Source organism: Microbacterium sp. SORGH_AS_0454, assembly GCF_031453395.1.
Classification (GTDB): Bacteria; Actinomycetota; Actinomycetes; order Actinomycetales; family Microbacteriaceae; genus Microbacterium.
Window position 1 is genome coordinate 2,382,262 of record NZ_JAVIYS010000001.1, and the last position, 25,201, is coordinate 2,407,462.

The window sequence follows — 25,201 nt, forward strand, 5'->3', positions numbered from 1 at the left end:
ATCTGTCTATGCTCCTGCGCATGGGGGACATCTCGATATCCGTCGATGAGGTGCGGCGGGTGGCGGCGAAGATGGTCGGCGTCGTGCCCGATGAGCCCGACCTCTGGGGCTTCTCCGTCGCCGATCAGCCCGATCTGAGTCTCGCCCTGACGGAGTTCATCGGGTGCATGAATGACTGCACCGCCGAGCGTCGCCGTGGTGTCGAGGCACTCGTGACGGGGTTGCGCGAGGTCGCGGACATGTTCGAGAACCTGGATGCCACCAGCCAGGCCGACGTGCGCGCGTTGGGCGCCGTCGAGGGGTGGACCATCGAATGACCGCCGAGCTCGGTGAGACCCGAGACCCGTCCGCCCTCATCCCCGGCGATGTCGCCTCTCTGTACCGGGCGGCCTCCGCGTGGCGGGTGCGCGAGCAGAACGCCGACGAGGTCGGGACGGCGCTCCGTGCGACGCAGTCGATCTCGGGCTGGACCGGCGAAGCGGCCGACGCCTATGGGACGCGTGTGAGGGCGGTGGCGTCCGGTTGGTCGGCCATGGCGACCGCCTTCCGGCACGGTGAATCGGCACTCGAAGACGTCGCCGCCGCGATCGAGGCTGCACGGGCAAGGGCGGGAGACGCCGTCGATCTGTGGGACAGAGCCGACGCGCTCGACGCTGCGGCTTTCCAAGATCCACCCGCCACGCCCACCGGTTGGCTCGGGCCGGACCGACGAGCGTTCCTCGGCTCCGGACCGCGAGCAGAGGCCAAAGCGATCCTCGCGGATGCGCGTGCGGCACTCCGCGATGCCGCGCAGAAGGCGGCTGCCAAGCTTCGCGCCGCCATCGCCGTGCCCGGCCTCGGCGCCGACGAGTGGGCGGCTCTCTTGACGGGTTGTGCGAACCCCGGCCAGGTGCTCGATGCTCTCGCCGGCGCGGACGCCGGGAGTCTGGCCGCTCTTCTGCGGGCCCGGCCGAGCCTCGCCGGTATTCTCGCCCAGGCAGAGCCGGCGGCAGTCGCGCCCTGGTGGGCGCAGCTTGACGCGGCGCAGAAAGACGCGCTCATCCACGCCGTGCCGGCGATTATCGGCAACCTCGGGGGAGTCGCCTACGCCGCTCGCGACGAGGCGAACCGCATCTGGCTCGAGGACCAGCTCGCAGACGCACGCGCGGCGCTGGCCGAGGCGGAGAAGCCGCCGACATACGACGAGATCGTCGGGGGACAGGCCGCCGCCGAGGCGTATGCCGAGCGGCTCGATCGTGCGCGTTCTCGGGTGAGAGGTCTGGAAGATATCGAGTCCTCGCTGACGTCGCCGGATGGGAAGGCAGCGAGGTTTCTTGTGTCGCTGACGGCGGACTCACCGCCGCTGGCGGCGGTCTCCATCGGAGACCTCGATACCGCGGACGACATCACCTACGCGGTGCCCGGGATGGGAACGACCACGGAGGGGATGGGGGACTGGGCGCGAGCCGCGCAAAACCTCCTCACCCAACAAGATCGCTCCGACAGCGGCAGCGCGCACGCCGTCGTCGCGTGGATTGGGTATCGCACCCCTCCTGTTCCCCTCATCGGAGGCGGGTTCGACGTCATGGGCAACGAGCTCGCGCAGTCTGGGGCGTACAACCTCGCGCGCGATCTTCGCGCGGTGGACGCGGTGCGGTCGGATGTCGAGGTCAACGTCGTGGCCCATTCGTACGGCACGACCACATCCTCCCTAGCTTTGACCGAGGAGGACGTGCATGTCGATACCTACGTCACCCTCGGTTCAGCCGGCTTACCCCGCGAAATAGACCAGGCGACGGATTTGGGAGCCGACGAAGTGTTCGCGGGCCAAGCTCAGGACGTGTGGAAGATCGACCCGGCCGGGGGCGACGCGTGGGCGTGGACCGGTCGGCTTTCTCCGGACCATCCGACCAACCCGGTGGCCCCCGGCTTCGGGGCGCGCGCCTTCAGCGTCGCCGGCGATTCAGGACTCAATCCGGTCCTGGACCACGGGGTCACCACCCCGGCTGGAACGGGCTACCTAGACTTCGACACAGAGTCGCTTCGCAATGTGGCGCTCGCGACGACCGGGCAGGGTTCCGAGATCTCGCCTTATGTACCTCCGGGGCCCACGCCGTTGCAGCGGGCGCTGATCGAAGGGATGACTCGTGGTTTCTCGAACTGAAGGGAAATTTCTGAGGGTAGGTGCCGTATCGGCCCTCCTCATGGCGGTGCTGGGGACTATGACAGCGTGTGCGGGATCGAAGGAGGAGGAAGTGAGTCCGGAGCAGGCGAGAGATGCACTCGTGTCGACCGTCGAAGACAGCGCCGCCCTACTGAACGTCTCTGGATGGACGTGGGACGGCGCGCCCGAGGTCGGAAACTGCGGGCAAAGCAGCGGCGAGCGCGTCAATTACACCTACGGCTATGGAGCTCCGCCGCCTGACGGTGACCGTGCTTCGGACGCAAAGAAGGTGGCTGACTATTGGCGCTCGTTGGGTATGGAAGTGCGCGTGGTGGACGAGCCGCTCATTGTCGTCTACGCGAAAGGGGGCCCCGTCGGCGGCCTGTCCTTCTCGACAGCGCCTGGCGACTATCACATCGCCGGCACATCACTCTGTGTTCCCGGAGACGCCAAAGCCATCCGCAAGCAGGACAACGGCTGAACATCTCACGACACTCTCCCAAGCTCCGCTAGGCTGACCCCACAAGTCCACACCGGCCCCATGATCGATGCGGGAGAGCTCCGGCGAATTCAGCCGGGCACCGAAGGAGCAAGCCTCCCCGCCAATCTCTCAGGTACGCGTACCGCGTCGATCGGGCCACTCTGGAAAGAGACCCGGATGCACCGTCCCGGGTCCGCCGACGGTGAAAGCCCGCGCTCGTCCTCGACCGCGCGGGTGAAACTCTCAGGTCCATGACAGAGGGGGAGTTCTCCAGACGCCGTCCGGCGTCTGTCCGTCATCGCGAACGGCAGAACTCATGACCGAAACCCCCGCTCCACCGCGCACGTCGCCGCTGAACGATCGGCACGAGGCCCTCGGCGCCTCGTTCACCGACTTCGGCGGTTGGAACATGCCCGTGCGCTACACCTCCGACCTCGCCGAGCACCGCGCCGTGCGTGAAGCCGCAGGCCTGTTCGACATCTCGCACATGGCCGAGTTCCGCGTCGACGGGGAGGCGGCCGCCGCGTTCCTCGACTACGTGCTCGCCGGGCGTCTCTCGACCATGAAGATCGGCAAGGCGAAGTACTCCCTGGTCCTCGCCGAGAGCGGCGGCATCGTCGACGACGTCATCGTCTACCGCACGGGGGAGCGGAGCTTCCTCATCATCTCGAACGCGGGAAACCGGGATGCCGTGGCCTCGGCCTTCGACCTCGCCCAGCGCACGTGGATCTCGGCGGCCGACGGCCTCTTCGTCGAAGACGTCACCGACGACTACGCCCTCATCGCCCTCCAGGGTCCCGAGGCGCGCGGCATCCTGAGCTCCACCCCGGGAGTGGAGATCACCGGAACCGCCCTCGACGAGCTCGGCTACTACGCCTGGACCGAGGGGACCTTCGACGGCGTGCCGCTCTTCGTGGCCCGCACCGGCTACACGGGCGAAGACGGTTACGAACTCATGATCCCCACCGCGAACGCGGCCGCCCTGTGGGACGCCGCGCTCGCCGCGGGCTCCGACCGGGGCCTCGTTCCGTGCGGTCTCGCCGCGCGGGACACGCTCCGCCTCGAGGCGGGCATGCCGCTGTACGGCCACGAGCTTTCGCGCGACATCGTGCCCGCGCAGGCGGGTCTCGGGCGCGTCGTCGCCGTCGACAAGGAGGCGTTCGTCGGCAAGGACGGACTGTCGTCCGGCCCCGCCGAAGCCCCGGTGCTCGTGGGTCTCGTGTCGGAAGGCCGTCGCGCAGGCCGCGCCGGCTACACCGTGCTGCTCGGCGACGACATCGTCGGAGAAATCACCAGCGGAGCCCTCAGCCCCACCCTCGGCCACCCCGTCGCGATGGCGTTCGTCGCCCCCGCGGCATCCGGACTCGGAACCGAACTGACCATCGACGTGCGCGGAACCCGCATCCCCGCGACCGTCACCGCCCTTCCCTTCTATCGGAGAAACGCATGACCGACCTCACCGCCCTCAGCTACACGTCCGAGCACGAGTGGATCGCCCTCGAGGGCGACATCGCCACCGTCGGGATCACCGACTTCGCCGCCGACAAGCTCGGCGACGTCGTCTTCGTCGAGCTGCCCGGCGCCGATTCGACCGTCTCGGCCGGCGACGTCTGCGGCGAGATCGAGTCGACCAAGTCGGTCGGTGAGCTCTACGCGCCCCTCAACGGCACGGTCGTCGAGGTCAACGACGCCGTGGTCGACGACCCCTCGCTCGTCAACGCCGAGCCGTTCGCGGGCGGCTGGCTCATCAAGATCCGCGTCGAGGGCGACCTTCCGGCAGACCTGCTCGACCGCGCCGCCTACGAGGACCTCACCGCATGAGCACCCTTCTTCCTCCTCGCACGGACGCGGGCACTCCGGCCGCGTTCACCGACCGCCACATCGGTATCGGCGCCGACGCGCAGGCGCACATGCTCGAGGTCGTCGGCTACGACAGCGTCGAGGCGCTCGTCGAGACCGCCGTCCCGGCCTCCATCCACGTGCAGGCCCGTGCCACCAGCGCGATCCCCACCGCGGCCACCGAGGCCGAGGCCCTGGCAGAGCTGCGGGAGCTGGCATCCGCCAACCGCTCCGCCCGCCCGATGATCGGTCTCGGCTACTACGACACCTTCACGCCGTCGGTGATCGCGCGGAACGTCCTGGAGAATCCGTCCTGGTACACCGCGTACACGCCGTACCAGCCGGAGATCTCGCAGGGCCGGCTCGAAGCGCTCATCAACTTCCAGACGATGGTGACCGACCTGACGGGTCTCGCCACGGCGAACGCCTCGATGCTGGATGAGTCCACCGCCGTCGTCGAGGGCATGCTCGTCGCCCGCCGCGCCTCGAAGGCGAAGACAGACGTGTTCCTCGTCGATGTCGATGCTCTGCCGCAGACCAGGGCGCTGCTGCATCATCGCGCCGCAGCCGTCGGTGTTCGCATCGTCGAGACCTCGTTCGAGGGCGACCTGCCGGAGGCGTTCGGCGCGTTCGTGCAGTACCCCGGCGCGACCGGTCGCATCTGGGACTTCTCCACCGTCGCCGAGGCCGTGCACGCCACCGGCGGTCTCGTCGTGGCCGCCGCCGACCTGCTCGCCCTGACCCTGCTGCGTTCGCCCGGCTCGCTCGGCGCCGACGTCGCGGTGGGCACGACCCAGCGCTTCGGCGTCCCGCTCGGATTCGGCGGACCGCACGCGGGCTACATGGCCGTGCGCGCGGGTCTCGAGCGTCAGCTGCCGGGTCGCCTGGTCGGAGTGTCGCAGGATGCCGTCGGCGCCCCCGCCTACCGCCTGTCGCTGCAGACGCGCGAGCAGCACATCCGCCGCGAGAAGGCGACGTCGAACATCTGCACCGCTCAGGTGCTGCTGGCCGTGATGGCGGCGATGTACGCGGTGTACCACGGTCCCGACGGGCTCCGCGCGATCGCGACGCAGGTCGCGCGCAAGGCCGACGCCCTGGCATCCGCACTCCGCTCTCATGACCTGACGCTCGTGAGCGACGCGTTCTTCGACACGGTGCGCGTGCACGTTCCCGGGCGCGCGCAGGACGTCGTCGACCGCGCCCGCGAGCGCGGTTATCAGCTGCTGTGGGTCGACGACGCGACCGTGGGCGTCTCGGTGGACGAGACGACGACGGATGCCGATATCTCGGTCGTTCTGGACGCTTTCGGTCTCGCCGGCGGCGAGCTGCCCGATGGGGTGGCGCTGCGGGGGATCGACGACGCCCTGCACCGCGACGACGAGTTCCTCACGCACCCCGTCTTCCACGCTCACCGCAGCGAGACGGCGATGATGCGGTACCTCAAGACCCTCGCCGATCGCGACTACGCGCTCGATCGCGGCATGATCCCGTTGGGCTCGTGCACGATGAAGCTGAACGCGGCCACCGAGATGGCGGCGGTGTCGTGGCCGGAGTTCTCGCGCGTGCACCCCTTCGCGCCCGAGGCCGACGTGCACGGCTACCTCGAGATGATCGACCAGCTCGAGCGCTGGCTGGCCGAGGTGACCGGCTACGACGCGGTGTCGCTGCAGCCGAACGCCGGGTCGCAGGGCGAGCTCGCCGGGCTCCTCGCGATCCGCGGGTACCACCTCGCGAACGGCGACACCGAGCGCACGGTGTGCCTCATCCCGTCGTCGGCGCACGGCACCAACGCCGCTTCCGCGATCCTCGCGGGCATGAAGGTCGTCGTCGTCGCGTGCGACGAGGCCGGCAACGTCGACCTCGGCGACCTGCGGGCCAAGATCGCGCAGCACGCGGCCGAGCTGTCAGCCCTGATGATCACGTACCCCTCGACCCACGGGGTGTACGAGCACGATGTGCTCGAGATCACGCAGGCCGTGCACGATGCCGGCGGACAGGTGTACGTCGACGGCGCCAACCTCAACGCGCTGCTCGGTTTCGCCCGCTTCGGCGACCTGGGCGGCGACGTCTCGCACCTGAACCTGCACAAGACGTTCGCCATCCCTCACGGCGGGGGCGGCCCTGGCGTGGGACCGGTGGCGGCGAAGGCTCACCTCGCGCCCTATCTGCCCTCTCACCCGTTCTCGCAGCGCGCCGACCACGCCGGCGGCACGTTCGACGGCGGTCCGGTTTCGGCTGCCCCGCACGGCTCGGCGGGCATTCTGCCCATCTCGTGGGCGTACGTCCGCATGATGGGCGCAGAAGGACTCCGCCAGGCCACAGCCGCGGCGGTGCTCTCGGCGAACTACATCGCCGCGCGCCTGCGCGAGCACTACCCGGTGCTCTACGCGGGTGAGGGCGGCCTCGTCGCGCACGAGTGCATCCTCGACCTGCGTCCCCTCAAGGAGCAGACCGGTGTCACCGTCGACGACGTCGCCAAGCGCCTCATCGACTACGGCTTCCACGCACCCACGATGTCGTTCCCGGTCGCCGGCACCCTGATGGTCGAGCCGACCGAGAGCGAAGACCTCGCCGAGCTGGACCGATTCGTGGATGCCATGATCGCGATCAAGCACGAGGCCCTTGCGGTGGCCGCGGGGGAGTGGCCCGCCGACGACAACCCCCTCGTGAACGCCCCGCACACCGCGGAGACCGTGGTCGTGGGGGAGTGGGCGCACCCGTACTCGCGCGAGACCGCGGTGTACCCGGTGCGTTCGCTCATCCGCGGCAAGTACTGGCCTCCCGTGCGCCGCATCGACCAGGCCTACGGCGACCGCAACCTCGTCTGCTCGTGCCCGCCGCCGGAGGCGTTCGCCTGACCCCTGCCCGTCCCTCGACGAGACGGCATCCCCCCAACGCTCCTTCCGCACCTCGCGGTGGGGGCTGAACGGGATGCCGTTTCGTCGTTCTAGGGGGACGCGCAGCAGACCGGGGAGATCCTCAGGAGGCGTTTAGTAAAGTGCCCCTGTGCACCACGGGCTGAACGACGTTCCTCGACCGAATCAACGCCGTGGCGGCCCGGGACGGGTGATCGCCCTCCTCGTCGCCGCAGGCCTCGCGCTGGCCGGTTGCTCGGCCGCCGACCCGGCGCCTGAGCCGGCGAAGGAACAGCGCACGAGCCTGACGGTCGGCGTCGTCGGCTCCCTCACCAGCTTCAACGCCGCCAGCGCCACCGGCGACACCGCTGCCAATCGGGCGGTGTCGGCCCTTCTCGACGAGAAGCTGGGATCCCTCGACGGCAACCTGCAGGTCGTGCCGAACAACGGGCTCGGACGCATCACCCGCGTCGACGGTGACCCGCTCACCGTCAGCTACGAGCTGTTCTCCGACCGGGTCTGGTCGGACGGCACCCCGGTGACCCTCGACGACCTGCTGTTCGGGTGGGCCGTCACCTCGCACTTCTTCGACGACGCCACCTACGACGCCAACGGGCAGCTGGTCTCGGGCACGCGCTACTTCGACACCGCTCTGCCGGCCGACCCGAACGCTCGGACGACGCGGCCCCGCCTCGATCGGGCGAACGACACGCTCATACTCACGTACGACCAGCCTTTCGCCGACTGGAACAGGCAGTGGCTGCTCGACCGGCCCGTGCACGTCGTCGCGCAGCGAGCGGGTGTGAGCGTGAAGGATCTGCTCACCGCCATCCTCACCGTGCCCGAGGGCGACCCGAAGGCGCCGGTTGCGCCGAACCCCGTGCTGGCCGCCGCCGCGCAGGCGTGGAACACCGGTTTCGACGTCGCACCGGGGACCACCCCCGATCCCGCCGGTGTCGTGTCCTCGGGCCCGTGGACCGTCTCCGAGATCACGGCCGACACCCTGCAGCTCGCTCGACGCGACAGCTACCAGGGCGCGCATTTCCCGGGCCTCGAAGGCCTCACCGTCCGGTTCTTCCCGGATCGGGCAGCGCAGTTGTCGGCGCTCGAAGCGGGCACGGTGGATGTGGCCAACGTCGGCGATCTCGACGTCGCCGAACGCAAGACCCTGACCGACGCGGGACTCAACGTGCAGGTGGGGCCCACGTCCGAGACGCTGCAACTGCGGTTCGCCACGACGACGGCTTCCGACCTCCGGCAGGCGACGACTCTGTCGCTCGACCGTTCGTCCCTCGTCCAGGACGTCCTCGGTGATGTCCGCCCCGACGCGCAGCCCCTGCAGTCCTTCCTCTCCTCGCCGGCGACCGGCCAGCTCTACAACGACCTCGTGTCGGGGAACGGGGCACCCGGGACCGGGGCCGACGTGAACGCCGCCCGCTCCGCCCTCGGCGACCGAGCGGCCGTGCTCCGCGTCGCCTACGACACCACCGACGCGACGGCGGCGCTGGTCTTCCCCCGCCTCGTGTCGATGGCCGCCAAGGCTGGGATCGCCGTCCGCGCGGCGACGGCGACGGAGGTCCCGGATGCCACCCTCACCTGGGTCGGCGAGGATGAGAGCCTCTACCGCTCGGCACGCGACCGCATCGCCGAGGGCATCGACGGAGGCGACACCGAGGAGCTCTTCGACGACCTCACCACGCACACCGATCCCGTCGACGTGCTGGCGGAGGCGAAGCTCATCGACCGCTCGCTGTTCGCCGCCTACGCGGGAGTGCCGCTGCTCGAGCGGACGGGCGCCGTGGTCAACGCCGCGGGTGTCGGGGGAGTGACCTACACCTCCGAGCCCAACGGGCTGCCACCGGCGTTCTGGACGTGGTCGCCGCCTCAGTCCTGATTCTCAGGAGCTCGGAGACGGCGCGGGGGTGGGCGCGAAGATCCCGGGCCACCACGCTGCCGCGAGGGGGTATCCCACGAAGGCGACGATGTCGATGATCGTGTGCGCGATGACGAGAGGCATCACGCGCCCCCACCGCTTGTAGCACCAGCCGAAGACCAGTCCCATGACCACGTTGCCGAGCGCCGAGGGCCATCCTTGGTACAGGTGGTAACTGCCGCGCAGCAGGGCCGTCGACGCGATGATCCACGTCCACGACCAGCCGAGACGTCGCAGGCGGTCGAAGAGGAACCCCAGGAAGATGACCTCTTCGGTGAGACCGGCGCGCAACGCCGCAAGGATGAGCAGCGCGATGACCCACCACGACGAGTCCAGGGGAGCGGGGATCACCGCGATGCTCTGGCCGAGTGCGCGGCCGATGGCGTACACGCCGATTCCCGGGGCGCCGATCAAGATCACAAGCAGGATCCCTCGGGCGGTGTCACCGCCGAAACGGCGGAAATCGAGGCCGATCCGGCGCAGCGCGTTGTTCGCCGGCTCCCACAGCAGGTAGACGGCCAGGGCCACCAGAGCCAGTGAGAAGAAGATGTCGAGGAACTGATAGATCGCGTCCCACAGCGGCTCGGCACTGCGCGAGGGATTCAGCTGCGTCTGCTGCTGCGAGATCGGAGCGCGCGTCGCCGCACGCACGAAGGAGACGACCGAGTAGATCGCGGACTGACCGACGCTGACGAGCAGCACGATGGCGATCTCCCACCCGAGCCGGCGTCGTCGGTAGGAGTCCGTGCGCTCGATGGCCGGAGGATACGTCCAGTCCGCGGCACCGCGTGACCGGCCCGGCTTGTCAGATTGCTCCATGGAGAGCCTCTCGAGTAAATGCTGTGTAACGTTTTTCAGAGGAGTTTGGGGCACCTGGGTAAACGTGCCTAGTGTGTTCTCATCCTGCCCGACGGATCTTTCACGCGCCTTGTGCTGCGCGAAAGCCCTGCATGGGCGACGATCATCCCTTCCCTGGAGGAACTGTGAAGCGCAACAAGATTGCCCTCTCCGGCCTCGCCCTGCTGGGAGCTGTCGGGCTTATGCTCGCCGGCTGCTCGGGCGGCGGAGACAACGGCGGCGGCTCGTCATCGGGCGGCGACGCCACGGCGATCATTCGGACGAACGGCTCCGAGCCGCAGAACCCGCTGATCCCCACCAACACCAACGAGGTCGGTGGAGGAAAGATCCTCGACTCGATCTTCGCGGGTCTGGTCTACTACGACGGAACCGGCGCCCCGGTCAACGACATGGCGGAGTCCATCGTCACCAACGACCCCCAGAACCTCACGGTGACCCTGAAGAAGGGCCAGAAGTTCACGGACGGCACCGAGGTCAAGGCCGACAACTTCATCAAGGCGTGGAACTACGGCGCTCAGCTGTCGAACAACCAGGTCAGCAGCTCGTTCTTCGAGGACATCGTGGGCTTCAGCTACGACGCTGACTCCGAGCTCACGGGTCTGCAGAAGGTCGACGACTACACCTTCACGATCGCACTGTCGAAGCCGGCCGCCGACTTCGCGCTGCGCCTGGGCTACTCGGCGTTCTTCCCGCTGCCCGACGTCGCGTTCAACGACATGGCCGCTTTCGGTGAGAACCCGATCGGCAACGGCCCCTACAAGCTCAAGGGCGAGGGTGCCTGGCAGCACAACGTGCAGATCGACCTCGTCAAGAACGACGACTACCAGGGCGGTCGCACGGTCGAGAACGGTGGTCTGTCGATCATCTTCTACGCCACCCAGGATGCCGCGTACGCCGACCTGCTCGGTGGCAACGTCGACGTGATCGACGGCGTTCCCTCGTCGTCGCTGGCCACGTTCCAGTCCGACCTGGGCGACCGCGCGGTCAACCAGCCGGCGGCGATCTTCCAGTCATTCACGATCCCCGAGCGTCTCGCGCACTTCAGCGGCGAAGAGGGCAAGCTCCGTCGCCAGGCCATCTCGATGGCCATCAACCGCGACGAGATCACCAAGACGATCTTCCAGGGCTCGCGCACCCCGGCCAGCGACTTCACCTCGCCGGTCATCGCGGGCTGGTCGGACTCGCTGTCGGGCGCCGACGTGCTGAAGTTCGACGCGGACAAGGCGAAGCAGCTGTGGGCCCAGGCCGACGCCATCTCGCCCTGGACCGGCTCGCTCCAGATCGCCTACAACGCCGACGGCGGACACCAGTCCTGGGTCGACGCGGTGACGAACTCGCTGAAGAACACCCTCGGCATCGACTCCTCGGGTGCGCCCTACCCGACGTTCAAGGAACTGCGCTCGGCGGTCACCAACCGCAGCATCGAGACCACCTTCCGTTCGGGCTGGCAGGCCGACTACCCCGGTGCGTACAACTTCCTCGCACCGCTGTACGCCACGGGCGCCTCGTCGAACGACGGTGACTACTCGAACCCCGAGTTCGACGCGCAGATCACGGCCGGCATCGCCGAGACCGACCTCGAGGCACAGAACGCCGACTTCGCGAAGGCCCAGGAGATCCTGCTGAAGGACCTCCCGGCCATCCCGCTCTGGTACTCCAACGTCACCGGCGGCTACGCCGAGGGCGTCAACAACGTCCAGTTCGGGTGGAACTCGGTTCCGCTGTACTACGAGATCACGAAGTAACCCTTCCGATCTCACCCGCGAGGCGGTGACGGATTCGTCACCGCCTCGCGGTCTGCCAGCCAGGCCTCATCACGACGTGTGATAAAACGGCACGGGCCCTTTCGTGGCCCACGCCCCCTAAAAACGTCGGATGAGGCGTTTCCCACGTTCGAAAAGAGAGCGGATGCTCGGCTACATCCTCAGACGTCTGCTGCAGGTCCTCCCCGTGTTCTTCGGGGCCACCCTGCTGATCTACTTCATGGTCTTCGCCATGCCGGGGGACCCGATCCTCGGCCTCTTCGGCGACAAGACCCCCGCGCCCCAGGTCGTCGAAGCCCTGCGCGCGCAGTACCACCTCGACCAGCCCTTCATCGTCCAGTACTTCCTGTACATCGGCGGGATCTTCCGCGGCGATCTCGGCACCACCTTCTCGGGACAGTCCGTCAACGAGGTGCTTGCGCGCACGCTCCCCGTGACCGGTCGCCTCGCGGTGATGGCCCTGGCCATCGAGCTCGTCCTGGCCGTCGTGGTCGGCACCATCTCGGCGATCCGCAAGGGCAAGCTGTTCGACAACGTGGCGCTCATCGTCGCCCTGTTGTTCGTCGCCCTGCCGATCTTCGTGGCGTGCTTCCTCGCCCAGTACTTCCTGGCGATCCAGCTCGGCTGGTTCAAACCCACGGTGGGTGCCCAGAACAACTGGGGCGATCTGTGGTTGCCGGCCATCGTGTTGGGCTTCAGCCTCTTCGCCACGAGCATGCGCCTGATGCGCGGCTCGGTCATCGACACCCTGAACCAGGACTGGGTGCGCACCGCGTACAGCAAGGGCCTGTCGCGTCGCCGCGTCATCCCCGTGCACGTGCTGCGCAACTCGCTCATCCCGGTCATCACGAACTCCGCGACGAACTTCGGTGTGCTCCTCGTCGGCGCCACCGTCACCGAGGGCATCTTCAACATCCCCGGTGTCGGTAACACGCTGTATCAGGCCACCATCCGCGGCGAGGGACCCACGGTCGTCTCGTTCGTGACCGTCTTCGTCATCATCTACGTGCTGGTCAACCTCGTCGTCGACCTCCTGTACGGCCTCCTGGACCCGAGGATCCGCTATGTCAAGTAGTCAGTTCCCGGCGCCGCACTACGTCGCGCCGATCAAGACCGAGACCATCTCGGTCGACGCCGTTCGCGTCGCCGCCCGCAAGAGCAACCTGTGGCTCGACGCGTGGCGCGACCTCCGTCGTCGCCCCACGTTCTGGATCGCTCTGGCCGTCATGGCCGTCGTCATCCTCATGGCCGTGTGGCCGACCCTCTTCACCCAGGTGCCGCCCAACAACGACTGCCAGCTGTCGAACAGCAACGCCGGTCCCACATCGGGTCACATCCTGGGCTTCACCTTCCAGGGCTGCGACACCTTCTCGCGCATCGTCTGGGGTGCCCGCACGTCGCTGTCGGTCGGTCTGCTCGCAACCGCGATCGGCACGATCATCGGCCTCATCATGGGCGCGCTGTCCGGCTTCTACGGAGGATGGCTCGACGCGGTCATCTCGCGCGTCGGCGACATCTTCTTCTCGATCCCCTACATCCTCGCGGCCATCGTCGTGATGAGCGTGTTCTCGCAGTACCGCAACGTGTTCACCCTGGCGTTCGCGATCGGCGGGTTCGCGTGGGCGTCGACGGCGCGCGTCGTGCGTGCCGAGGTGCTGCGCGTGCGTCAGGCCGACTACGTCGCCGCGTCGCAGGCGCTGGGGCAGACGCGTTTCAAGACGCTCCTGACCCACGTCATCCCGAACGCCATCGCCCCGTTGCTCGTGGTCACCACGATCAGCCTCGCCGCGGCCATCGTCGCGGAGGCCACGCTGTCGTTCCTCGGCGTCGGCCTGGGCGGCGACACCATGTCGTGGGGTAACGACATCAGCCAGGCGCAGCAGTCGCTGCGTATCGCGCCACAGGCGCTGATCTGGCCGTCCGTCGCCCTGACCGTCACGGTGCTGGCCTTCATCCTGCTGGGCGAGCTCATCCGAGACGCCATCGACCCGAGAGCGAGGGCCCGCCGATGAGCGACGCCACCATGACGCCGCTGCTGTCCGTGCGCGACCTGAAGGTCGCGTTCGAGGGAGAAGGCGGCACGCGCGAGGTCCTTCACGGAGTGAGCCTCGACGTCTACCCCGGTCAGACCGTCGCGATCGTGGGCGAGTCGGGCTCGGGCAAGTCGACCACGGCCTCGGCGGTCATCGGACTGCTTCCCGGCACCGGTCACGTCACCGGCGGCAGTATCACCCTCGACGGACGCGAGCTGACCGACCTCAGCCAGACGCAGTTCGAGTCCGTGCGCGGCAAGGACATCGGATACGTCCCGCAGGACCCGATGTCGAACCTCAACCCGGTGTGGAGCATCGGCTTCCAGGTCAAGGAAGCGATCCGTGCGAACGGCATCGCCACCGGGCGCAAAGAGGTCGAGCAGCGCGCGATCGAGGTGCTGAAGCAGGCCGGTCTGGCAGACGCCGAGCGCCGACTGCACCAGTACCCGCACCAGTTCTCGGGCGGTATGCGCCAGCGCGCGCTCATCGGCATCGGCCTCGCGGCCGACCCGAAGCTGCTCATCGCCGACGAGCCGACCTCGGCTCTCGACGTCACCGTGCAGCGCGTGATCCTCGATCACATGGCATCCCTGACCCGTGAGCGGGGCACCTCGGTGCTGCTCATCACGCACGACCTGGGGCTCGCCGCCGAGCGCGCCGACACGATTGTCGTGATGAACCAGGGCGAGATCGTCGAGTCGGGTCCGAGCCGCGAGATCCTCGAGAACCCGCAGCACCCGTACACGCAGCGACTGGTGGCGGCCGCCCCCAGCATCGCGTCGCAGCGCATCCAGGCGACGGTCGAGGATCGCGGCATCCTGCGCGAGTCCGACATCGACGCTCCCGCGACGGTCAAGGTCACCGACCTCGTCAAGGAGTACAAGATCCGCCAGGGCGGGTTCCGCAGCGAGCAGTTCCGCGCCGTCGACGGGGTCTCGTTCGAGATCCCGCGCGGCAAGACGCTCGCCCTGGTCGGCGAGTCGGGTTCGGGTAAGTCGACGATCGCGAAGATGGTGCTCAAGCTCGAGGAGCCCACCTCGGGCTCGATCGAGGTCGACGGCGTCAACACCGGCAAGCTGAGCGCGAAGGACACCTTCAACCTCCGCCGCCGCATGCAGCCGGTCTTCCAGGACCCCTACGGCTCCCTCGACCCGCTGCGCAGCATCGGCAACCTCATCGCCGAGCCGCTCAACATCCACAAGGTGGGTGACGGTGCCTCGCGCCGCGCCCGCGTGGAGGAGCTGCTCGAGCAGGTCGCTCTGCCGCAGGAGCTGGCATCCCGTTATCCGAACGAGCTGTCCGGCGGACAGCGCCAGCGCGTCGCCATCGCGCGAGCGCTCGCTCTCAAGCCCGACATCCTCGTGCTCGACGAGGCGGTCTCGGCGCTCGACGTGCTGGTGCAGGCGCAGATCCTCCAGTTGCTGGCGGAGCTGCAGTCCGAGCTGGGGCTGACGTACCTGTTCATCACGCACGACCTCGCCGTCGTCCGCGTCGCCGCCGACCTGGTGTGCGTCATGGAGCGCGGCAAGCTCGTGGAGCAGGGCACGGTCGACGAGATCTTCGCCCAGCCGTCGCAGGAGTACACGCAGCGCCTGCTCGACGCCATCCCCGGCGCCTCCCTCTCGCTGGGCGGCGCGTGACGCGCGATGAGCGCTTCCGGGGCGCGGAGCACCCACGGGTGTTCCGCGCCCCGTCGTCGATCGTCGGCCTGATCGTCGGCGCGGTGCTCACGGTCGTCCTCCTGGGGGATGCCGCGCTCCGCGCCGGCGTCGGCGAGATGCTCCTGCTGACGCCGTGGGTGCTGTTGGCGCTGTGGGCCGTCTACGCCCTGCTGTACGCCCCTCACGTGCGTATCGATGCCGAGGGCATCCGCATCCACAATCCGCTGCGCGTCGTCGACATCGCGTGGGCGCGCGTGGCCGACATCGACATGCGCTGGCAGCTCGAAGTGCGCACGGACGAACCACGCGTCGTGAAGGCCTTCGGAGGCCCCGTCGCCGGTCGACCCGGTCGTCCGGCGCTTCGACGCGACGACTCCCGGGGGAGACGCGAACCTCCCGCGATCCGGGACCTGCAGCTCATTCAGGAGGCCTGGGAGAGCGCGCGCCGCACGGCGTCGGAGAGCGGCATCGTGCGCCGCTCGTGGGACATTCCCTCGGTCATTTCCCTGCTGGTTCTGGTCTGCTGGGTTATCATCGCTTTGTTCATCTCAGGCGGTCTCGGCTGAGCGCGATGCTGCGCTCGACGGACACCGCAGTGGCAAAGCGCCATGTAAGAGCTTTGTTACGGTCGTGAAAAGTGTGTTCCCCCGGCACTCGTTTCATGGGAAGCCGACGTAGGGTCGCTGAAGATCCTTAGCCAGGCAAACGAATAGGCGGGGATCTCGAAGGCGAGAGGACCACCCATGATGCTGACCCCCGATGTGCTCCGGACGGGCTCGCGCACCTCATGACGCTGTACGTTCTGCGACGGTTCGTGAACTACGCCGTCCTGAGCCTGCTGGCGACGTGCCTCGCGTACGTGCTCGGCAGCGCCCTGCTGCGGCCCCAGGATCGCTTCTACGGCATGAACCCGCGGCCGCCGGAGGAGTCCATCATCGCGAGCCTCAACGCTCTCGGCGCCAATCCCGACGTTCCGATCCTTGTGCGCCTGTGGAACTGGCTCGTGAACCTGTTCACGAGGTTCTCGCTCGGCAACACCATCGGCGGTCAGGACGTCATGACCGAGATCGCGACGCGCGCCGGCACGAGCCTGCGCCTGCTGTTGATCGGGTCGCTGATCGGCGCGGTGGTCGGTGTGCTCATCGGCGTGTGGGGGGCGGTGCGCCAGTACCGCGCCACCGACCAGGTGACGACCTACGCCTCCTACCTGGTCTTCGCGACGCCGACCTTCGTCATCGGCGTGCTGCTGATGATCGGGGCGACCAACCTGAACAACGCCGCGGGCACGCAGCTCATCCGCTTCACGGGGGAGTACACCGCGGGCGTCGAGGGGTTCTGGCCGATGATCGCCGACCGCGCGGTGCACCTGCTGCTGCCCACCCTCGCTCTGGTGCTCATCAGCGCGGCGTCGTACTCGCGCTACCAGCGCAGCATGATGCTCGACGTCCTCGGCGCCGATTACATCCGCACGGCCCGCGCGAAGGGACTGCCGCGTACGCAGGCGCTCTTCCGTCACGGCGTGCGCATCGCGCTCATCCCGATGTCGACGTTCTTCGCCTACAGCTTCGGCACCCTCATCGCCGGTTCGACCATGCTCGAGATCGTCTTCTCGTGGCGAGGCATGGGGCAGTTCCAGCTCAACGCCGTCACCCAGCAGGACATCAACGCCGTGGCGGGGTCGACCCTGTTCGTCGCCGTGCTGGTCCTGCTGTCATCGACCCTGTCCGAGGTGCTCTACGCCGCACTCGACCCGAGAGTGAGGAGCTGACATGACCATGCAGGAAGAAGCCCTCGACGGCACGCTCGTCGCCACGAGCCCCGTCACCCGCGATCGCAAGCCGCTGTCGCGCGGCGCCCTGGTGCGCGCGCGTCTGCGCAAGATGCCCCGCTTCTGGGTCGGTGCGAGCATTCTCGTCTTCATCGTGCTCTGGGCCTTCATCGGCCCGCTGCTCTACCCCTACGACGCGACCCAGCGCGACTTCCTCAACGTCGGCCTCGGGCCCACGCAGCTGCACTGGTTCGGCACCAACGGCATCGGGCAGGACATCTACGCCCAGACGCTGGTCGGCCTGCAGAAGTCGCTCATCATCGGCGCCCTCGCCGGCATCGGTGCGACCCTGATCGCGGCGGCCGTGGGTTCGCTCGCCGGCTACCTCGGCGGCAAGATCGATGCCGTCATCGGGTGGTTGATCCACCTGCTGCTCGTCATCCCGTCGTTCTTCATCCTCGTGCTGCTGAGCCCGCTGACGCGCGGCCTGTCGTGGCTCGCGCTGACGTTCTTCCTCGCGGTGTTCAGCTGGATGATCCTCGCCCAGGTCGTGCGCAACCAGACCCGGTCGTTGCGCAACCGCGACTTCGTGCGTGCCGCGCGGTACATGGGCATGCCCACCCGGCAGATCCTCGGGCGCCACATCATCCCCAACATCGCGTCGCTGCTCATCATCGACGCGACCCTCGGCATCGTCTCGGCCATCATGGCCGAGACCTCGCTCAGCTACTTCGGCTTCGGTGTCCAGGCGCCCGACGTCTCGCTCGGCACGCTGCTGGCGTCGGGCACGTCGGCCGCGGTGACCCGCCCGTGGCTGTTCGTGTACCCCGCCGGCGTGCTGATCGTGCTGCTCCTGGCCATCAGCCTCATCGGCGACGCCCTGCGCGACGCCATCGACCCCACCTCGGGAGCGAACCGTGACTGACACCCGATCCGCCACCATGCTGTCCTCGACCGGCCGCTCGCCGCTGCTGTCGGTCCGCGACCTCAGCGTCACCTTCCCTCAGCGCGAAGGCGATCCCGTCCGAGCGGTCCGCGGCATCTCGTACGACGTGCACGAGGGCGAGTTCCTCGGCATCGTGGGGGAGTCGGGCTCCGGCAAGAGCGTGTCATCGCTCGCGGTGATGGGGCTGCTGCCCTCGAACGCGAAGGTCGAGGGCGACATCCTCTACGACGGGCGCTCGCTCCTCGGCATGAACGACGGCCAGCTCTCCAAGATCCGCGGCGCCGAGCTCGCGATGGTGTTCCAGGATCCGCTGTCGGCGCTGACCCCCGTCTACACGGTGGGCGACCAGATCTCCGAGGGGCTGCGACTGCATGACCGCGCCCTGAGCGCTCCGGCGGCGCACGCCCGCAGCGTCGAGCTGCTCAAGCTCGTCGGCATCCCGGATGCCGAGCGTCGGGCCCGCGCGTACCCGCACGAGTTCTCGGGCGGTATGCGCCAGCGCGCCATGATCGCCATGGCGATCGCGAACGACCCGCGCGTGATCATCGCGGATGAGCCGACCACCGCTTTGGACGTGACCATCCAGGCGCAGATCCTCGAGGTGCTGCAGAAGGCCCGTGAGGTGACGGGCGCCGCCGTCGTGCTGATCACGCACGACCTCGGCGTGGTCGCAGGGCACGCGGACCGCGTCGCCGTGATGTACGCCGGCAAGCTCGTCGAGCGCGGCACGGTCGACGAGATCTTCCACGACCCGCACATGCCGTACACGGTGGGGCTTCTGCGCTCGGTGCCGAACATGCAGACCGCGGGTTCTCAGCGGCTCGTGCCGCTCGAGGGACGCCCGCCGTCCCTTGCGGCATTGCCGAAGGGCTGCCCGTTCGCGGCACGCTGCCCGATCGCGATCGACGCGTGTCACGACGTCGAGCCCGCGCTCGAGGTGCACGGAACGGTTCCCGACCACGTCGCCGCCTGCATCCGTTCCGGCGAGATCGCCTCGGGCGCCCTGTCGCGGCCCGACATCTTCCCCCGGCCCGAGGCGCTCGGTGAGATCCCGCCGCTGCGCCCCGACGTGACCCCCGCCGTCGAGGTCACCGACCTCGTGAAGCACTTCCCGCTCATGAAGGGTTCGGTCTTCCCGCGCCGCGTCGGCACGGTGCGCGCCGTGGACGGGATCTCGTTCTCGATCCAGCCGGGCCGCACGATGGGCTTGGTGGGGGAGTCGGGCTGCGGCAAGACCACGACGATCCTCGAGATCATGGAGATGGTCGCGCCGCAAAGCGGCAGCATCCGCATCAACGGCACCGATGTCGCCACGGTCGGTCGCAAGGACAAAGCCGTGCTGCGCAAGGGCATCCAGATCGTCTTCCAGGACCCGATGGGCGCCATCGATCCGCGCCTGCCGGTCGGCGAGGTCATCACAGAGCCGTTGCTGGTGCAGGGCGTACCCCGGTCCGAGCGCGACCGCAAGATGCGCGAGCTGCTCGATCTGGTCGGTCTCGATCCGAACATGTCCGACCGCTACCCGCACGAATTCTCGGGTGGACAGCGCCAGCGCATCGGCATCGCCCGGGCTCTGGCGACCGACCCCGCGGTCGTCGTCCTCGACGAACCGGTCTCGGCGCTCGACGTGTCGATCCAGGCCGGTGTCATCAACCTGCTCGAAGACCTGAAGGAGCGACTCGGGCTCTCGTTCCTGTTCGTCGCGCACGACCTCGCCGTCGTCCGTCAGATCGCGGACGACGTCTCGGTCATGTACCTCGGACGCATCGTCGAGCAGGGACCCGTCGACGAGGTGTTCGACGACCCACGGCATCCGTACACGAAGGCCCTCATCTCGGCGGCTCCCATTCCCGATCCGCGCATCGAGCGGGCCCGCACGCGCATCCTGCTCGACGGCGATCTGCCGAGCCCCACGCAGGAGATCTCCGGATGCCGTTTCCGCACGCGGTGCCCGCTCTACCGCCTGCTGCCCGACGCCGACCGGCGCCGGTGCGACAACGACGACCCGGGCTTGCGTCCTCAGGCGCACTCCCAGGTGGCGTGTCACTACGCCGAACGGTCCGACCTCGTCCTCGAGACGGTGTCGGTCGGTTCTCCCCGAACGTCCCCGACCGACGGCACCATGTCGCCGGGGGCCCTCCCCGATCACCAACGAGAGGATTGATCACATGAGAATGCGTAAAGCGAAGGCTCTCAGCGCTCTCGCGCTGCTGAGTGCCGCCGCCCTGGCGATCGCCGGGTGTGCGCCGGGTAACACCGCAGCGCCGTCGGCCAACCCCGAAGACCAGAACTCGCTGCCGTCGACCGCGTGGGTGCGCGCCGACGCCTCCGACGTCAAGGACGGCGGCACGCTGACTCTCGCGGTCGACTCCATGCCCGTGAACTGGAACAACTTCCAGATCGACGGCAACGAGGTCAACACGAACAACATCGTCGCGGCGATGCAGGGCGGACCCATTCGCATCGGCGAGGACGGCAAGCCCGTCGTCGACCAGAACTACGCCTCGTCCGTCGAGCTGACCAGCACCGACCCCCAGAAGGTCGAGATCAAGCTCAACCCGGATGCCAAGTGGGAAGACGGCACGCCGATCACCGTGGCCGACTACCAGGCCACCTGGAAGGCGAACAACGGAAGCAACCCTGAGTACGTCGTCATCTCGACCACCGGGTGGGACCAGATCTCCTCGGTCGAGCAGGGCACCGACCAGTTCGACGTCGTCATCACCTTCTCGTCGGTCTTCGCCGACTGGCAGAGCCTGTTCGGTCAGGTCCTCCCCGCGAGCGTCGCCAACGACCCGAACACCTTCAACACCGGCTACCTCACCAAGGCGCTTCCGTCCTCGGGCCCCTTCAAGCTCGCGAGCTTCGACTCGACGGCCGGTGTCGCCACCCTCGAGCCGAACCCCAACTGGTGGGGCGACAAGCCCAAGCTCGACTCGGTCGTCTTCCGCGCCGTGAGCCAGAGCCAGCAGGGCACCTCGTTCAGCAACGGTGAGATCGATGCGTTGAACATCAGCTCGAACGCCGACCTCTACCAGACGGCCCAGAACGTCCCGGGTGCCGAGATCCAGGCCTCGAACGGTCTGACCTGGACGCACATCACGATGCGCGCTTCGAGCGGACCGCTCGCCGACGTCAACGTCCGCAAGGCCGTGGCATCCATCGTCAACCGCGGACAGATCGCGAACAACGCGAACTCGCCGGTCGGCGTCCCCGCCATCACGCAGGGCAGCTACATCTTCATGCCCGGCCAGGACGGCTACACCGACGAGTCCCTGCCCTACGACGTCGACGCGGGCACGAAGTACCTCGAGGACGCCGGCTACACGAAGGACGGCGACTCCTGGACGAAGGACGGCACGGCGCTCTCGTTCACGGTGACGGTCCCCGCCGACACCACGACGAACATCCAGCGTGCCGAGCAGATCCAGGCGGACCTCGCCGAGGTCGGCATCCCCGTCGAGCTCGTCTCGGTTCCCGTCGGCAGCTACTTCTCGGACTACGTCATCAAGGGTGACTTCGAGATGGTGACGTTCTCGTGGCAGGGCACCGCCTACCCGATCTCGTCGAGCCGCTCGCTGTTCACGCCCGTCGACTCGGCGCAGAACTACACCGGTATCGCCGACCCGCGTCTGGACGCGCTGTGGGCCAAGGCCAACTCGGAGCTCGACCCCGACGCGCGCCTGCAGACCGCGCAGGAGATCGACAAGGTGCTCTGGGAGTCCGTGCCGATCATCCCGATCGCGCCGCTGCCGAACGTCTACGCCGTCAAGCAGGGCCTCGTGAACTGGGGCGCGACCCAGTTCGAGACCATCGACTGGACCATCGTGGGCTTCGCCAACTCGTGATCCGTTGACCGAGAGGGGCGGGATCCCGCGGGATCCCGCCCCTTTTTCACGCCGCCGCGCTTCCTGAACGTCTCCTGCCCGGGAGTGTCGTGGGCGCCCGGTAGACTAGGCAGGCCCGATTCCGGGCATCACCCCGAATTTTCCTGGAGACCCTCCATGGCGCACGCCCTTCGTCCTGACCTCCGTAACGTCGCGATCGTCGCGCACGTCGACCACGGCAAGACGACCCTCGTCGACGCCATGCTCCGCCAGACCGGCTCGTTCGGCGACCACGCGCACGTCGAAGAGCGCGCGATGGACTCGAACGATCTCGAGCGCGAAAAGGGCATCACGATCCTCGCCAAGAACACGGCGATCACGTACAACGGCATCCACTCGGACGTGCCGGTGACGATCAACGTCATCGACACCCCCGGTCACGCCGACTTCGGCGGCGAGGTCGAGCGCGGTCTGTCCATGGTCGACGGCGTCGTGCTGCTCGTCGATGCGTCCGAGGGCCCGCTGCCCCAGACGCGCTTCGTGCTGCGCAAGGCTCTCGAGGCGAAGCTCCCCGTGATCCTGCTGGTCAACAAGACCGATCGCCCCGACGCGCGCATCGCCGAGGTCGAAGAAGAGGCGCACGACCTCCTGCTCGGCCTCGCGTCCGATCTCGTCGACGACGTGCCCGACCTCGATGTCGACGCCCTGCTCGACGTGCCGGTCGTGTACGCCTCCGGCCGCGCGGGCGCCGCTTCGCTCAACCGCCCCGACAACGGGTCGCTGCCCGACAACGACGACCTCGAGCCCCTGTTCGCCGCGATCCTCGAGCACGTCCCGGCTCCGGCCTTCGACGACGAGGCGCCCCTGCAGGCCTGGGTCACCAACCTCGACTCCTCGCCATTCCTCGGCCGCCTCGCGCTGCTGCGCGTCTTCAACGGCACGCTGAAGAAGGGGCAGACCGTGGCCTGGGTGCGCGCCGACGGCACCACCAGCAATGCTCGTGTCACCGAGCTGCTCAAGACCCGCGCCCTCGAGCGCTACCCCGCCGAAGACGCCGGCCCCGGCGACATCGTCGCCATCGCCGGATTCCCCGACATCACCATCGGCGAGACCATCGCCGACCCCGAAGACGTCCGCCCGCTCAAGGCGATCACCGTCGACGACCCGGCCATCTCGATGACCATCGGCACCAACACCTCGCCCCTCATGGGCAAGGTCAAGGGCCACAAGCTCACCGCGCGCATGGTCAAGGACCGCCTCGACCGCGAGCTCATCGGTAACGTCTCGCTCAAGGTCGTCGACATCGGACGCCCCGACGCGTGGGAGGTTCAGGGCCGCGGCGAGCTCGCGCTGGCCATCCTCGTCGAGAACATGCGCCGCGAGGGCTTCGAGCTCACGGTCGGCAAGCCGCAGGTGGTCACCAAGCGCGGTGAAGACGGCAAGCTCAAGGAGCCCTTCGAGCACCTGACCATCGATGCCCCCGAAGAGCACCTCGGCGCGATCACGCAGCTCATGGCTGCCCGTAAGGGCCGCATGGACAACATGACCAACCACGGCACCGGCTGGGTGCGCATGGAGTTCGTCGTCCCCTCGCGCGGTCTCATCGGCTTCCGCAGCGAGTTCCTCACGATCACCCGCGGTACCGGTATCGCCAACGCCATCTCGCACGGCTACGACGACTGGGCGGGTTCGATCACCACCCGTCAGAACGGCTCGATCGTGGCCGACCGCATGGGTGTCGTGACCCCCTTCGCGATGATCGCTCTGCAGGAGCGCATGAGCTTCTTCGTGCAGCCCACCGAAGAGGTCTACGAGGGCATGGTCATCGGCGAGAACTCCCGCGCCGACGACATGGACGTCAACATCACCAAGGAGAAGAAGCTGACGAACATGCGTTCGTCGACCTCCGACTCCTTCGAGTCGATGACGCCCCCGCGCCTGCTGACGCTGGAGGAGTCGCTCGAGTTCGCGCGCGACGACGAATGCGTCGAGGTCACGCCCGAGAAGGTGCGCATCCGCAAGGTCGTGCTCGACGCGACCGAGCGCGGCCGCACCGCCTCGCGCCTGAAGCGTCAGGATGCCAACGCCTGAGCGATCCCGCTCGCGAACGGCCCCGCCCAGCCACGTGCTGAGCGGGGCCGTTCGGCTTTTTCCGGCCCCTTGAGTGTCCGGGAAGCTCCGACGGGTCTGGGATCCGTCGGGCTGTTTCGGGCAGTCAACCGGCTGCCGCTGTACGCATAAACGCGATCCGCGCGCAGAAACGCGCTCTGCTCCTGTTTCTGCGCGCCGGAAGCGTTTATGCGTAAACCGGTTGACGGCGCTGCCGCCGGTTCGCGACCGGAAGGCGGACGCGCCGGGCGTCCCCGGACGCTCGAGTGCGCCGCGGGTGCCGGGCGACCTCGAGTGTCAAGAACACGCCGCGCCGGGGTGCCACCCGGCGTGTCCTGGTCACTCGACCCGGGATGCCGTGACCCGGGCCCCGGGCGATGGTCCTCAGCGCGACTCGACGACGCACACGGCGCTCATGCCCGGCGACAACGCTTCGAAGACGTGCGGGGAGTCGCCGGCATACGAGAGGTAGTCGCCGGGGGAGAGCTCGTAGGGGGCATCGGCGGGGCCGACGAGGCCGCGACCCGACACCATGACGAGGTGCTCGACCGTCCCCCGGGGGTGAGGGTCGGAACGGCGGGGCTGTCCGGGCTCGGCGGAGAGCAGGTAGATGTCGCGACGCGCGTGCGGCGGACTCGCCGACAGCAGCACGGCGACGTACTCCGATGCCGAGGACGCCACGGCGGTTCCCGCTTCTCCGGCGCGGATCAGGGTGGGGGAGTGCGCGCCCTCATCGACGAGGTCGGCGAAGGTGATCCCGAGAGCGGAGGCCAGGGCCCAGAGCGTTTCGACACTCGGGTTCCCGCCGCCGTTCACGAGCTGTGACACGGTCGCTTTGGCGACTCCGGCGCGCCGCGCCAGCTCGGACACGCTGAGATCGCGTCTCTCCCGCTCGCGTCGCAGGCTCGCGGCGATGCGGTTGCTCAGATCGCTCATGTGTTCATTATCGCCGCCGATCGTTCGATTTGACGAACACGTCACTATC

19 protein-coding genes and 1 riboswitch are annotated in these 25,201 nt (G+C 68.2%); of the genes, 17 read left to right on the forward strand and 2 right to left on the reverse strand.

Annotated elements, in window-relative coordinates:
* Positions 1-20: 20 nt before the first annotated feature.
* From QE454_RS11295 to QE454_RS11325, 7 genes are all read left to right on the forward strand, one after another.
* Positions 21-317, forward strand: coding sequence for a hypothetical protein (locus QE454_RS11295; RefSeq protein ID WP_307455376.1), 297 nt, complete (start codon positions 21-23; stop codon positions 315-317).
* Positions 314-2,143 carry an alpha/beta hydrolase gene (locus QE454_RS11300; protein ID WP_307455373.1) on the forward strand — a complete coding sequence of 610 codons (1,830 nt, stop codon included), beginning with the start codon at positions 314-316 and terminating at the stop codon, positions 2,141-2,143. The genes QE454_RS11295 and QE454_RS11300 overlap by 4 nt, the downstream gene beginning before the upstream one ends.
* Positions 2,144-2,234: 91 nt before the next feature.
* A complete protein-coding gene (locus QE454_RS11305) occupies positions 2,235-2,624 on the forward strand; it encodes a hypothetical protein (protein WP_307455369.1) in 390 nt (129 codons plus the stop codon).
* 60 nt (positions 2,625-2,684) lie between these two features.
* Positions 2,685-2,779, forward strand: a riboswitch (glycine riboswitch).
* Positions 2,780-2,940: 161 nt separating this feature from the next.
* Entirely contained in the window at positions 2,941-4,074 is a 1,134-nt protein-coding gene (gene gcvT, locus QE454_RS11310) for a glycine cleavage system aminomethyltransferase GcvT (protein ID WP_307455366.1), read from the forward strand.
* Positions 4,071-4,445 carry a glycine cleavage system protein GcvH gene (gcvH, locus tag QE454_RS11315; RefSeq protein ID WP_210074337.1) on the forward strand — a complete coding sequence of 125 codons (375 nt, stop codon included), beginning with the start codon at positions 4,071-4,073 and terminating at the stop codon, positions 4,443-4,445. Before gcvT ends, gcvH begins: the two co-directional genes overlap by 4 nt.
* Positions 4,442-7,321, forward strand: a complete 2,880-nt coding sequence (gene gcvP, locus QE454_RS11320; RefSeq protein WP_309668640.1) for an aminomethyl-transferring glycine dehydrogenase — start codon at positions 4,442-4,444, stop codon at positions 7,319-7,321. The genes gcvH and gcvP overlap by 4 nt, the downstream gene beginning before the upstream one ends.
* Positions 7,322-7,469: 148 nt before the next feature.
* A complete protein-coding gene (locus QE454_RS11325) occupies positions 7,470-9,212 on the forward strand; it encodes an ABC transporter substrate-binding protein (protein ID WP_309668641.1) in 1,743 nt (580 codons plus the stop codon).
* A 3-nt stretch (positions 9,213-9,215) separates the two neighbouring features.
* Here QE454_RS11325 and QE454_RS11330 read toward each other — a convergent pair whose 3' ends face one another.
* The gene (locus tag QE454_RS11330) at positions 9,216-10,070 is read right to left on the reverse strand and encodes a CPBP family intramembrane glutamic endopeptidase (RefSeq protein ID WP_267786893.1); all 855 of its coding nucleotides are present in this window, start codon (positions 10,068-10,070) and stop codon (positions 9,216-9,218) included.
* A 164-nt stretch (positions 10,071-10,234) separates the two neighbouring features.
* Between QE454_RS11330 and QE454_RS11335 the strand changes: the two genes are divergently transcribed.
* From QE454_RS11335 to typA, 10 genes are all read left to right on the forward strand, one after another.
* On the forward strand, positions 10,235-11,854 hold the full coding sequence (locus QE454_RS11335) for an ABC transporter substrate-binding protein (RefSeq protein ID WP_210074343.1): 1,620 nt from the start codon (positions 10,235-10,237) through the stop codon (positions 11,852-11,854).
* A gap of 163 nt (positions 11,855-12,017) precedes the next feature.
* Positions 12,018-12,947, forward strand: coding sequence for an ABC transporter permease (locus tag QE454_RS11340; protein WP_103210912.1), 930 nt, complete (start codon positions 12,018-12,020; stop codon positions 12,945-12,947).
* Entirely contained in the window at positions 12,937-13,884 is a 948-nt protein-coding gene (locus tag QE454_RS11345; protein WP_210074345.1) for an ABC transporter permease, read from the forward strand. Before QE454_RS11340 ends, QE454_RS11345 begins: the two co-directional genes overlap by 11 nt.
* The gene (locus tag QE454_RS11350; RefSeq protein WP_307317450.1) at positions 13,881-15,545 is read left to right on the forward strand and encodes an ABC transporter ATP-binding protein; all 1,665 of its coding nucleotides are present in this window, start codon (positions 13,881-13,883) and stop codon (positions 15,543-15,545) included. Before QE454_RS11345 ends, QE454_RS11350 begins: the two co-directional genes overlap by 4 nt.
* Before the next feature lie 38 nt (positions 15,546-15,583).
* Positions 15,584-16,132, forward strand: coding sequence for a PH domain-containing protein (locus tag QE454_RS11355; RefSeq protein ID WP_309668644.1), 549 nt, complete (start codon positions 15,584-15,586; stop codon positions 16,130-16,132).
* Positions 16,133-16,353: 221 nt separating this feature from the next.
* Positions 16,354-17,334 carry an ABC transporter permease gene (locus QE454_RS11360; protein ID WP_307455358.1) on the forward strand — a complete coding sequence of 327 codons (981 nt, stop codon included), beginning with the start codon at positions 16,354-16,356 and terminating at the stop codon, positions 17,332-17,334.
* A 1-nt stretch (position 17,335) separates the two neighbouring features.
* Positions 17,336-18,259 carry an ABC transporter permease gene (locus QE454_RS11365; RefSeq protein ID WP_307317445.1) on the forward strand — a complete coding sequence of 308 codons (924 nt, stop codon included), beginning with the start codon at positions 17,336-17,338 and terminating at the stop codon, positions 18,257-18,259.
* Positions 18,260-18,275: 16 nt separating this feature from the next.
* Complete coding sequence (locus QE454_RS11370; RefSeq protein ID WP_309668793.1) at positions 18,276-20,444, forward strand: ABC transporter ATP-binding protein; 2,169 nt, start codon at positions 18,276-18,278, stop codon at positions 20,442-20,444.
* 4 nt (positions 20,445-20,448) lie between these two features.
* Positions 20,449-22,128, forward strand: a complete 1,680-nt coding sequence (locus QE454_RS11375) for an ABC transporter family substrate-binding protein (RefSeq protein WP_307455355.1) — start codon at positions 20,449-20,451, stop codon at positions 22,126-22,128.
* Between the two features lie 156 nt (positions 22,129-22,284).
* Positions 22,285-24,198 carry a translational GTPase TypA gene (gene typA, locus QE454_RS11380; protein WP_210074354.1) on the forward strand — a complete coding sequence of 638 codons (1,914 nt, stop codon included), beginning with the start codon at positions 22,285-22,287 and terminating at the stop codon, positions 24,196-24,198.
* A gap of 402 nt (positions 24,199-24,600) precedes the next feature.
* On the opposite strand, the gene QE454_RS11385 is transcribed toward typA, so the two are convergent.
* Complete coding sequence (locus tag QE454_RS11385) at positions 24,601-25,152, reverse strand: helix-turn-helix domain-containing protein (protein WP_307455351.1); 552 nt, start codon at positions 25,150-25,152, stop codon at positions 24,601-24,603.
* Between the last annotated feature and the right edge of the window lie 49 nt (positions 25,153-25,201).